The sequence below is a fragment of the Streptomyces sp. SUK 48 genome, assembly GCF_009650765.1.
Taxonomy (GTDB): Bacteria; Actinomycetota; Actinomycetes; order Streptomycetales; family Streptomycetaceae; genus Streptomyces.
On the sequence record NZ_CP045740.1, the window covers coordinates 2,399,567 to 2,412,254 of the forward strand.

General features: G+C 70.4%; 3 protein-coding genes, 1 tRNA gene and 1 pseudogene. 1 reads left to right on the top strand and 4 read right to left on the bottom strand.

Annotation, left to right across the window (positions count from 1 at the left end):
- Positions 1-77 precede the first annotated feature (77 nt).
- The 3 genes from GHR20_RS10015 to GHR20_RS10025 form a co-directional block, all read right to left on the bottom strand.
- A complete protein-coding gene (locus tag GHR20_RS10015) occupies positions 78-2,867 on the bottom strand; it encodes a DNA translocase FtsK (protein ID WP_187279270.1) in 2,790 nt (929 codons plus the stop codon).
- Positions 2,868-2,991: 124 nt separating this feature from the next.
- Positions 2,992-3,672 (bottom strand): response regulator, encoded by a 681-nt coding sequence (locus GHR20_RS10020; RefSeq protein WP_085566856.1) that lies wholly within the window; start codon positions 3,670-3,672, stop codon positions 2,992-2,994.
- Between the two features lie 273 nt (positions 3,673-3,945).
- Positions 3,946-9,405 (bottom strand): HAMP domain-containing protein, encoded by a 5,460-nt coding sequence (locus tag GHR20_RS10025; protein WP_153812984.1) that lies wholly within the window; start codon positions 9,403-9,405, stop codon positions 3,946-3,948.
- Between the two features lie 348 nt (positions 9,406-9,753).
- Between GHR20_RS10025 and GHR20_RS10035 the strand changes: the two are divergent.
- Positions 9,754-12,514, top strand: a pseudogene (locus tag GHR20_RS10035) (SpoIIE family protein phosphatase).
- Between the two features lie 73 nt (positions 12,515-12,587).
- Here GHR20_RS10035 and GHR20_RS10040 read toward each other — a convergent pair.
- Positions 12,588-12,660: transfer RNA gene (locus tag GHR20_RS10040), tRNA-Thr, on the bottom strand.
- Positions 12,661-12,688 lie beyond the last annotated feature (28 nt).

A 12,688-nucleotide genomic window follows, 5' to 3' on the forward strand; every position in this document is an offset into this window, starting at 1 on the left:
TCGGTCACGCCGGAACGAACGCATCACGGCGTACCTCCGCCCGGCGTTCGTCGTGCGGAACCGGGCGGCTCTTATTACTATCCCTCGGATTCGCCGCGAATCACGGCGAGCACGCCGTCCAGGTCGTCGGGTTTCACCAGAACGTCGCGCGCCTTGGACCCCTCGCTGGGTCCCACGATGTTGCGGGACTCCATGAGGTCCATCAGCCGGCCGGCCTTGGCGAAGCCGACGCGCAGCTTGCGCTGGAGCATGGACGTGGACCCGAACTGGGTGGACACCACGAGTTCGGCCGCCTGGCACAGCAGGTCCAGGTCGTCGCCGATGTCCTCGTCGATCTCCTTCTTCTGCTTGGTGCCGACCGTGACGTCTTCCCGGAAGACCGGCGTCATCTGCGCCTTGCAGTGCCGTACGACCTCCGCGACCTCCTCCTCGGTCACGAAGGCGCCCTGCATACGGGTGGGCTTGTTGGCGCCCATCGGCAGGAAGAGGCCGTCGCCCTTGCCGATCAGCTTCTCGGCGCCGGGCTGGTCGAGGATGACCCGGGAGTCGGCCAGCGAGGAGGTGGCGAAGGCGAGCCGGGAGGGCACGTTGGCCTTGATCAGACCGGTGACCACGTCGACGGAGGGGCGCTGGGTGGCGAGCACCAGGTGGATGCCGGCGGCGCGCGCGAGCTGGGTGATGCGCACGATCGAGTCCTCGACGTCGCGCGGGGCGACCATCATCAGGTCGGCCAGCTCGTCCACGATCACCAGCAGGTACGGGTACGGCTGGAGCTCGCGCTCGCTGCCCTCCGGCGACTTGGTCCTGCCCTCGCGCACGGCCCGGTTGAAGTCGTCGATGTGCCGGAAGCCGTAGGCCGCGAGGTCGTCGTAGCGCAGGTCCATCTCGCGCACCACCCACTGGAGCGCCTCGGCGGCCCGCTTGGGGTTGGTGATGATCGGCGTGATCAGGTGCGGGATGCCCTCGTAGGCGGTCAGCTCGACCCGCTTGGGGTCGACCAGGATCATCCGCACGTCCTCCGGCGTCGCCCGCATCATGATCGAGGTGATCAGGCAGTTGATGCAGGACGACTTGCCGGAGCCGGTGGCGCCGGCGACCAGCATGTGCGGCATCTTCGCCAGCGAGTGCATGACGTAGCCGCCCTCGACGTCCTTGCCGAAGGCGACCAGCATCGGATCGTCGTCCTCGGCGGACTCCGCGAGCCGCAGCACGTCGCCGAGGTTGACCATCTCCCGGTCGGTGTTGGGGATCTCGATGCCCACCGCGGACTTGCCGGGGATGGGGCTGATGATCCGCACGTCCGGGCTGGCGACGGCGTACGCGATGTTCTTGGTGAGCGCGGTGATCCGCTCGACCTTGACGGCCGGGCCGAGCTCGACCTCGTAGCGGGTGACCGTCGGGCCGCGGGTGAAGCCGGTGACGGCCGCGTCGACCTTGAACTCGGTGAAGACCTGGGTGAGCGAGGCGACTATGGCGTCGTTGGCCTCGCTGCGCACCTTGCCCGGCCCGCCGCGCTGGAGCAGGTCCAGGGCGGGCAGCGAGTAGGTGATGTCGCCGGCCAGCTGCAGCTGCTCCGCGCGCGCGGGCAGCTCGCGCGGCTCCTCGGGAGCCTTCTTCGTGAGGTCGGGAACGACGGAGCCCCTGCCCTGCTCGGGGCGGGCGGCCGGGACCGGCTTGGCGGGCGGGGCGGCGGCCTTGGCGGCGGCCGGCGGGGCCGGCACGGCCGCGGGCTCGTCGGGGACCGGGACCGGCGTGGTCTCCTCGCGGTCGCCGACGCTGACGCCCTGGGTGAGATCGGCGACCAGCGGGGACGGCGGCAGGCCGTGCTGCACGGCGCCGTCGAGCGCGGCGGCAGCGGCGGCGGCCACGTCCACGGCGTCCATCCGGCGCCGCGGATCCGGCTGGGGTACCGCGGAACGCCTGGGGCGCCCGCGACGGCTGGAGAGGGCCTCTTCCTCGGCGTCGTCGGGGTCGTACGCCCGGGGGCCGCCGGAGCGGCCGCGGGAGCGCGCGGGCAGCGCCTCGCGCCACTGCTCCTCGTAGCGCTCGTCGTCCTCGCCGAAGTCCTCCGGCTCGTGTTCGTGCAGCACGCCGAGGCTCACCCCGAGGGCGCGCAGCCGCTGCGGGATGGCGTTGACGGGCGTGGCGGTCACCACGAGCAGCCCGAAGACGGTGAGCAGCACCAGCAGCGGCACGGCGAGCATCTCGGTCACGGTGTACGTCAGCGGGGTGGCCGCCGCCCAGCCGATGAGGCCGCCGGCGTCCCTTATGGCCTGCATGCCGTCGGCGCGGGCGGGCGAGCCGCACGCGATGTGGACCTGGCCGAGCACCCCGATCAGGAGCGCGGACAGGCCGATCACGATCCGCCCGTTGGCCTCCGGCTTCTCCGGGTGCCGGATGAGTCGTACGGCGATCACCGCGAGCAGTATCGGCACCAGCAGGTCGAGCCGGCCGAAGGCGCCGGTGACCAGGATCTCCACCAGGTCGCCGACGGGGCCCTTGAGGTCGGCCCAGGTGCCGGCGGCGACGACCAGCGCGATGCCGAACAGCAGCAGCGCCACGCCGTCCTTGCGGTGGGCCGGGTCGAGGTTCCTGGCGCCCTGTCCTATGCCGCGGAAGACGGCGCCGACCGCGTGCGCGAGCCCGAGCCAGAGGGCGCGCGCCATGCGGTACACGCCCCCTGTGGGGCTGGCCACCGGCCTCGGCGGCGGCTTCCTGACCGCGGCCTTGCGGACGGGCGCCTTCTTGGCGGGCGCCTTCCTGGCCGGGGCCCTTTTCGCGGCGGCGGCCTTCTTCACCGGACCCTTCGCGGGAGCGACAGCCTTCTTCGCGGGCTGCTTCTTGGCTGCGGAGGGACGTGAGGCCATGGGTGTGAGGTTACCGGGGGAGACGACGACGGACACGTGTGCCCACAGCTTCACCCGTTCGTGTCGCCCCTGCCGGGGCACGGAACTGACGTGGCTTCATGGGCAACAGGAGCCTCGGGACGCCTCAGTTGGCCGGTGACACCGCGGGACCACCCGCGCCGGTACCCGGTTCCAGGGCGTCGAGGGCGCGGCGCAGTCCGGTGAGTTTGCGCTCCAGATGGGCCGCCGTGGCGACCGCGGCCGCGTCGGCGGAGTCGTCGTCCAGCTGTTTGGACAGCGCCTCCGCCTGTTCCTCGACGGCCGCGAGCCGCGCGGACAGCTCGGCGAGCAGTCCGGCCGACTCCTTGCCGCCGACCGCGCCCTTGCCGCCGCCCTCCAACTGGAGCCGCAGCAGCGCCGCCTGCTCGCGCAGCTGGCAGTTCTTCATGTACAGCTCGACGAACACCGAGACCTTGGCGCGCAGCACCCACGGGTCGAACGGCTTGGAGATGTAGTCCACCGCGCCGGCCGCGTAACCCCGGAAGGTGTGGTGCGGGCCGTGGTTGATCGCGGTGAGGAAGATGATCGGGATGTCCCGGGTCCGCTCGCGCCGCTTGATGTGCGCCGCTGTTTCGAACCCGTCCATGCCCGGCATCTGGACGTCCAGCAGAATGACCGCGAAATCGTCCGTGAGCAGTGCTTTGAGCGCTTCCTCCCCGCTCGATGCCCGCACCAGCGTCTGATCGAGCGCAGAGAGGATGGCCTCCAGCGCCAGCAGATTCTCCGGCCGGTCATCGACCAGGAGGATCTTGGCCTTCTGCACCATGGCCCGCCCTCCTCGCCCCGGCGGTACACCGGGCGCCGCCCCAGGGGACGACTCCCTTTCGCCGCCCGTCCTTGTGCCGGTCATCGTAGCCGCACCCCGCTTGTCGACACACCCTGTCACCGCGATGTCACCGTGCACACAGCGGAAACGCGGCGGGAACCCGGATGGTTCCCGGAACCCCACGTTCCCATACGTGCCAACCACCTTAAGCGCACAACTCCGCGCACCGGACGGGGGTTCCCCGGGTGTTCACACCTTGGTCGGCCGATCCCGTCACTTCCCCCCCATCCACTGCTGGAGCACGCCCAGTAGGTGGTCCGAATCGACGGGCTTGGTCACGTAGTCGGAGGCGCCCGCCTCGATCGCCTTCTCCCGGTCGCCCTTCATCGCCTTCGCGGTCAGCGCGATGATCGGCAGCCCGGCGAACTGCGGCATCCTGCGGATCGCCGTGGTCGTCGCGTAGCCGTCCATCTCCGGCATCATGATGTCCATCAGGACGACCGCCACGTCGTCGTGCTGCTCCAGGACCTCGATGCCCTCGCGGCCGTTCTCGGCGTACAGCACCGAAAGGCCGTGCTGTTCGAGGACGCTGGTGAGCGCGAAGACGTTGCGGATGTCGTCGTCGACGATCAGCACCTTCTGGCCACCGAAGCGCACCCCGCGCGCGGACTGCGGCTCGCCGTCCTGCTCGGGCACCGCCGCCCACTGCTCGGCGCGCTGCTCGCCCTGCGGCAGGCTCCGCCTGCGGCGCCGGAAGAGCGCCGCGGGCCCGTTCTGCATCTCCAGGTACGACTTGACCTCGGCCGGCGTCTCGATCTCGGAGGCGGACAGCTGCGAGGACTGCTCGTCCTCGGAGGCCGCCAGGTCGCCGGCCTCCAGCGGGGCCACGGACTGCTGGTAGCCCTGCGGCGGCAGCTCGCTCGGGTACAGCGGCAGGTACAGCGTGAACGTGGAGCCGCGGCCCGGTTCGCTCTGCGCGTGGATCTCACCGCCGAGCAGCTGCGCGATCTCCCGGGAGATCGACAGGCCGAGGCCGGTGCCGCCGTACTTGCGGCTGGTGGTGCCGTCCGCCTGCTTGAACGCCTCGAAGATCACCCGCATCTTGCTGGCCGCGATCCCGATCCCGGTGTCCGTCACCGAGAACGCGATCAGCTCGCCGTCCGGATCGGTGAGCGAGCCCGCCTCCAGCAACTGCTCCCGGATGTTGCGCGGCACATCCGCGCCCGCGGGCCGGATGACCAGCTCCACCGACCCGGAGTCGGTGAACTTCACCGCGTTGGACAGCAGGTTGCGCAGCACCTGGAGCAGCCGCTGCTCGTCGGTGTGCAGCGTGGCGGGCAGCTCCGGGGAGACCCGCACCGACAGGTCCAGGCCCTTCTCCGCGGTCAGCGGCCGGAAGGTGGCCTCCACGTAGTCCACGAGCTGGACGAGCGCGATCCGGGTCGGCGAGACGTCCATCTTGCCCGCCTCGACCTTCGCGAGGTCCAGGATGTCGTTGATCAGCTGGAGCAGATCGGATCCCGCGCCGTGGATGGTCTCGGCGAACTCGACCTGCTTGGGCGACAGATTGCCCTCGGCGTTGTCGGCGAGCAGCTTGGCCAGGATCAGCAGCGAGTTCAGCGGCGTACGCAGCTCGTGCGACATGTTGGCCAGGAACTCGCTCTTGTAGCGCATGGACACCGCGAGTTGCTCGGCGCGCTCCTCCAGGACCTGCCGCGCCTCCTCGATCTCGGTGTTCTTCACCTCGATGTCCCGGTTCTGCCGGGCCAGCAGCTCGGCCTTCTCCTCCAGTTCGGCGTTGGAGTCCTGGAGCGCCTTCTGCCGGTTCTCCAACTCGGCCGAGCGCTCACGCAGTTGCTCGGTCAGCTCCTGCGACTGCTCCAGCAGCAGCTCGGTCTTGGTGTTGACCGAGATGGTGTTGACGCTGGTCGCGATCATCTCGGCGATCTGGTTCAGGAAGTCCTTCTGGATCTGCGTGAACGGCGTGAAGGAGGCCAGCTCGATCACCCCGAGCACGGTGTCCTCGAACAGCACCGGCAACACGATCACCTGCGCGGGCGGGGCCTCTCCGAGCCCGGAGGAGATCTTCAGATAACCGCTCGGCGCGTCCGAGACCAGGATGGTGCGCCTCTCCTGGGCGGCCGTACCGACCAGCGCCTCACCGGGCCGGAACGACGTCGGCATGGAGCCCATCGAGTAGCCGTACGACCCCAGCATCCGCAGCTCGTAGGCGTCCCTGCCGTCACCGGCGTCCTTGCCCTCCATGCGGGACATCGCCAGGAAGAACGCGCCGTGCTGCGCGGAGACCACCGGCGTCAGCTCGCTCATGATCAGCGAGGCCACGTCCTGGAGGTCGCGGCGGCCCTGCATGAGGGCGGAGATGCGCGCCAGGTTGCCCTTGAGCCAGTCCTGCTCCTTGTTGGCGATCGTGGTGTCGCGCAGGTTCGCGATCATCTTGTTGATGTAGTCCTGGAGTTCCTGGATCTCGCCGGACGCGTCGACGTCGATCTTCAGGTTCAGGTCGCCGCGGGTCACCGCGGTCGCCACCCGCGCGATGGCGCGCACCTGCCGGGTCAGGTTCCCGGCCATCTCGTTCACCGACTCCGTCAGGTCCCGCCAGGTGCCGTCCACGTCCCGCACCCGCGCCTGACCGCCCAGCTGGCCCTCCGTGCCCACCTCGCGGGCCACGCGGGTGACCTCCTCGGCGAAGCTGGACAGCTGGTCGACCATCGTGTTGATCGTCGTCTTCAGCTCCAGGATCTCGCCCCGGGCGTCGATGTCGATCTTCTTGGTCAGATCACCCTTGGCGATGGCCGTGGTGACCATCGCGATGTTGCGCACCTGGCCGGTCAGGTTGGACGCCATCTGGTTCACCGACTCGGTGAGGTCCTTCCAGGTGCCCGCCACGCCCGGCACATGCGCCTGGCCGCCCAGGATGCCGTCCGTGCCCACCTCGCGGGCCACCTTGGTGACCTGGTCGGCGAACGAACTCAGCGTCTTGACCATCGTGTTGATGGTGTCGGCGAGCTGCGCGACCTCGCCGCTCGCCTCGATCGTCACCTGCCGCGTCAGATCGCCGTTGGCGACCGCCGAGGCCACCTGGGAGATGTTGCGCACCTGCATGGTCAGGTTGTTGGCCATCAGGTTGACGTTGTTGCTCAGGTCCTTCCAGATGCCCGTGACCCCCGGCACATGCGCCTGGCCGCCGAGCATGCCCTCGGTACCCACCTCACGGGCCACCCGCGTCACCTGCTCGGCGAACGACGACAGCTGGACGACCATGGTGTTGACGGTCGTGACCAGCTCCAGGATCTCGCCCTTGGCGTCCACCGTGATCTTCTTCGACAGATCGCCCTTGGCGACCGCGGTCGTGACCTCGGCGATGTTGCGCACCTGGATCGTCAGGTTGTTCGCCATGAAGTTCACCGACTGCGTGAGGTCCTTCCAGGTGCCGGAGACCCCCTGCACCTCGGCCTGACCGCCGAGGATGCCCTCCGTACCCACCTCACGGGCCACCCTGGTGACCTCCTGGGCGAACGACGACAGCTGGTCCACCATCGTGTTCAGGGTGTTCTTCAGCTCCAGGATCTCGCCGCGCGCGTCCACGGTGATCTTCTGGGAGAGGTCACCGCCCGCCACCGCGGTGGCGACCTGCGCGATGTTGCGCACCTGGGCCGTCAGGTTCCCGGCCATGCCGTTCACCGAGTCCGTCAGGTCACGCCACACACCGGCGACACCGGGCACCTGCGCCTGCCCGCCGAGCCGGCCCTCCGTACCCACGTCCCGGGCCACCCGGGTCACCTGGTCGGCGAAGGCGGACAGCTGGTCGACCATGGTGTTGATCGTGTCCTTGAGCTCCAGGATCTCGCCCCGCGCGTCCACGTCGATCTTCTGCGACAGATCGCCGTTGGCCACCGCCGTCGTCACCTGGGCGATATTGCGCACCTGGGACGTGAGGTTTCCGGCCATGAAGTTGACGGAGTCCGTCAGCTCCTTCCAGGTGCCCGACACACCGTCCACCTGGGCCTGACCGCCGAGCCGGCCCTCCGTACCCACGTCCCGCGCCATCCGCGTCACCTGGTCGGCGAAGCTCGACAGCTGGTCCACCATCGTGTTCACGGTGTTCTTCAGCTTGAGCATCTCGCCGGAGACGTCCACGGTGACCTTCTGCGACAGATCGCCGTTGGCCACCGCCGTCGTCACCTGGGCGATGTTGCGCACCTGGCCGGTGAGGTTTCGGAACGCGGTGTTGACGGAGTCCGTCAGGTCCTTCCACGTCCCCGCCGCGCCCGGCACCTGCGCCTGGCCGCCCAGCTCGCCCTCGACCCCGATCTCCCGCGCGACCCGCGTCACCTCGGCGCCGAAGGACGACAGCTGGTCCACCATGCCGTTGACGGTGTTCTTCAGCTCCAGCATCTCGCCGGCCACGTCCACGGTGACCTTCTGCGAGAGGTCGCCGTTGGCCACCGCGGTCGTCACGGCGGCGATGTCCCGCACCTGGGTCGTCAGGTTCCGGAACACCGTGTTGACGGAGTCCGTCAGGTCCTTCCAGGTCCCGGCCGCGCCCGGCACGTTCGCCTGCCCGCCGAGCCGGCCCTCCGCGCCGACCTCGTTGGCCACGCGCGTGACCTCGTCCGCGAAGATCCGCAGCGTCTCGGTCATCTGGTTGATCGTCTCGGCGAGCTGCGCCACCTCGCCGCGCGCCTGCACCGTCACCTTCTGGGACAGATCACCGTTCGCCACCGCCGTGGTGACCTGCGAGATCCCGCGCACCTGGGCGGTCAGGTTGCCCGCCATCGTGTTGACGGAGTCGGTCAGCTCCTTCCACACGCCGGCCACCTCGGGCACCTGCGCGCGGCCGCCGAGGATGCCCTCGGTACCCACCTCCCGGGCCACCCGCGTGACCTCCGAGGAGAAGGCCGAGAGCTGGTCGACCATCGTGTTGACGGTGTTCTTCAGCTCCAGCATCTCGCCCGCGACATGCACGGTCACCTTGCGCGACAGATCACCCTTGGCGACCGCCGTCGTCACCAGGGCGATGTCCCGCACCTGCGCGGTGAGCCGGTCCGCCATCGTGTTGACGGACTCCGTCAGGTCCTTCCAGGAGCCCGACATGCCCCGCACCCGCGCCTGGCCGCCGAGCTTGCCCTCGGTACCGACCTCGCTGGCCACCCGGGTGACCTCGTCGGTGAACGTCGACAACTGGTCGACCAGGTTGTTGACGGTACGGCCGACCTTCAGGAACTCGCCCCGCAGCGGATGCCCGGTGCCGCCGTCCGGCGCCTGCGTCCGCAGCTCCATGCGCGGCGACAGATCGCCCTCCGCGACCGCGGTCAGCACCCGGCCGACCTCGGAGACCGGTCGTACGAGATCGTCCACCAGCGCGTTGGAGTGGTCGATCGCCGTCGCCCAGGAGCCCTCGCAGGCGCCCGTCTCCAGCCGGTCCGTGAGTTTTCCCTCACGTCCGACCATGCGCCGCACCCGGGACAGCTCACCGGTCAGATGCAGATTGCGGTCGGCCACCTCGTTGAAGACCGCCGAGATCTCCGACATCACGCCGTCCCCGGAGACCGTCAGGCGTTTGCGGAAGTTCCCGTCACGCATCGACACAAGGGCCGCCAGCAGCCGGTTCAGCGCGGCGGTGTCCACCTCGGTGGTGCCGCCACTCCTGCCCTGGGACGGTCCGCCCTTCGCGCGCGTCTTGCTGCCACGCGTCGCTGCGCCAGACTCCACTGTGTCCCTCCCGGGGGATCGACCCTGTACCGGTTACTGCTGCGTATTTCTCCCAGATGAGATCCGGCCACACCAAGGGCTGCTGCCCACCGTGCGCGGAACGCACGCGGCGCGACCCGACCTTCATCAGAAGCCTGCCCAGTGTTTCACCCTGCCCGAACCGGGCCATAACAGTTCGGCAGCTTCGCACATCGTCCGCACACCCTGGGGGGGTAAACACCGGCGACCGGCACCCGCTCGGACGGCGAAGGTAAGTAACCTTGCATCCGGCTGTCCAGCCGCACCGGTCCCGTCCGGCCTGGGCGGTGGCACCAGTACGAGCGGGCATCGGAGGGGCGGCCGCAGACCATGACCACCGGACTGATCCCGGGGGACAGCCCCCGAGCAGCGGCCGACCGACGCGCCGATGCCGCAGCAGCGGCTCGACCCGGCCGGCCCGTCCGCCCTGCCCGCCGACAACCGGCCGAGGAGTTCTGTGATCACCGCGCGTGCGGCCGCCAGTTTCGAGCCCGTCGGACGCTCCGTGGCGACCGCCCGGTCCTTCGTCCGCGACACCCTCCAGGGCTGGGGCTTCGCCGACATCGTCGACGACGCCGTCGTTCTCACGAGCGAACTGGTGACCAACGCGGTCGTCCACGCGGGCACCCACGCGGAGGTGCTCTGCCTGCGCACCGAGGACGGGGTGCGCATCGAGGTCTCCGACCACTACCCCGAGCGCGAGGTCCCGCTCCAGACCTCCGCCAGCCCCATGGCCAGCCCCGAGCGCGAGGGCGGCCGCGGCCTCCAGCTCTGCGCGGCCCTGGCCACCCGCTGGGGCGTCGACTACACGCCGACCCACAAGCACGTCTGGTTCCAGCTCAACCTGCCCGAGCGGCCGGTCGGCACCCGTACCGCCGGACCCGCGCTCCCCGCCGACCTGCTGCCCGTGGCCGATGGCCGGGTCCGCGTCGCCGTCCTCCAGGTCGACCGCAAGGGGACCATCACCTCCTGGAACGAGGACGCGGACCACCTCTTCGGCCACCCGGCCGCCGAGGCCGTCGGGCGGCCGCTGACCGAACTCGCCGCCTGGCCGCACACCCCGGGCACCAGCACCGGCATCGCCGAGGCCCTCCAGCTCTCCCGCTGGGAGGGCGGCTACGGCATGCGCGGCGCCGACGGCCGCGTCATCCAGGTGTACGCCTCCCACCTGCGGGTCCGCGACAGCGGCGGCGAGCCCTCCACCGTGTGCCTGCTGGTGCGCGACCACGAGCGCGCCGTGCTCCAGACACCCACCCGGGTCCCGGCCGGCGACCAGGGCACCGGCCAGGACGGCCAGAGCACCGACCCCTTCGAGGTCTTCATCGGCTCCCCCGCCCCGGACGACCTCGACGGACTGCTCCAGCGCACCGTGGAGCGCGCCCGCGACATGCTCGACGGCGACTCCGCGTTCCTGCTGCTGGCCACGGACGACGAGACCGAGCTGGAGGTCCGCGCCTCCACCGGGCTGCCCTCCGCCCGCCAGCGCTTCGCCCGCGTCCCGGTGGAGGCCGGCCCCGGCCGCTACGGCTCCGCCCGCATGCCCGCCGTCCACGACGACCTCGCCGCCGTCCCCGGCGCCGTCCCGCTGCTCGGCGGCACCGGCATGCGCTCGGTCGTCACCGTCCCGCTGAAGGTCGAGGGCCGGCTCACCGGCTCCCTCGGCGTCGCGGCGGAGGCGTCGGGCAGGTACTCGAACGAGGAGGCGCTGCGCCTCCAGTTCGCCGCCGACCGCATCGCCCTGGCCGTGGAGTCGGCGCGTCTCGGCGAGCTGGAGCGGCTGCGGCGCGGCTCCCTGAGCTTCCTGGTCGAGGCGTCCGACCTGCTGGCCGGCACCCTGGACCGCGACCAGACGCTCGCCCTCATGGCCCAGATGACGGTCCCCACCCTGGCCACCTGGTGCGCCGTCTACACCATCGCCGACCAGGCGTCGGACCCGTATCTGTCCTACGTGCTGCACGAGGACGAGGAACTCATCGACGGCATCAAGTCGCTGCTGTCGAAGGTCGCCCCGCCGGACCCGGTGCCCACGCCCGGTGCCCGGGTGTGGACGGTCCCGGGCGAGGTCGCCCACCAGGCCGCCCTGCGCACCTCCATGCGCACCCTGGGCCTGTCCGGCGGTCCCACGGACCGGATCACCGCGGGCATCGGCCCGACCCTCGCCACGGCCTCCGCGGTCGGTGGCGAAACGGTCGTCCTGCCGCTCGTCGCCCGCAACCGGGTCATCGGCATGCTGGTCCTCGGCAAGCCCACCGACGAACACTTCCGCCAGGAGATCCTGGAACTGGCCGAGGACCTGTCCCGCCGGGCCGCTCTCGCCCTGGACAACGCCCGCCTGTACTCGGAGCGCACGGCCATCAGCCAGGCCCTCCAGCGCAGCCTGCTGCCGCCCGGCACCCCGCACATCGACGGCGTCGAGGTGGAGGTCATCTACCGCGCGGCCGGCGAGGGCAACGAGGTGGGCGGCGACTTCTACGACCTCTTCCCCATCGGCAACGGCGCCTACGGCTTCGCCATCGGCGACGTCTGCGGTACGGGACCCAACGCGGCGGCGGTCACCGGTCTCGCCCGGCACGCCCTGCGTCTGCTGGCCCGCGAGGGACTCAGCGGCCCCGCCGTCCTGGAACGGCTGAACTCGGCCATTCTGGACGAGGGCGACCGCAGCCGATTCCTGACGCTCCTTTACGGCGAGATGCGGCCCCAGCCGGACGGCAGCGCCGAGCTGAAGGTGGTCTGCGCGGGCCACCCGCTGCCGCTGCGCCTGCGCCAGGACGGCACGGTCACCCCGGCCGCCGAACCGCAGCCCCTGCTGGGCGTCATCGAGGACCTGGAGCTGTACGAGGAGAGGGTCACCCTCGACCCCGGTGATGTGCTGCTCTGCGTCACGGACGGCGTCACCGAGCGCCGCGAGGGCTCCCGCATGCTGGGCGACGACGGCCTCGCCGACGTGCTCACCACGTGTACGGGTCTGACCGCGGGTGCGGTCGCGGCGCGCATCATGCGCGCGGTGGAACGTTTCGCGTCCGACGCCCCGTCGGACGACATGGCCATTCTGGCGATGCGGGTCCCGGGCCTCCAGCACAACGAGGGCTGAACCGGGGCGGCTTGGGGCCGCCCCGGGACACCAAAAAGGCCCCACCCGAAAGGGTGGGGCCTTTTTATCAGCGAGCCCCCAAACGGAATCGAACCGTTGACCTTCTCCTTACCATGGAGACGCTCTGCCGACTGAGCTATGGGGGCCTGTCGTTTTCGAGGTTTCCCTCGCGGC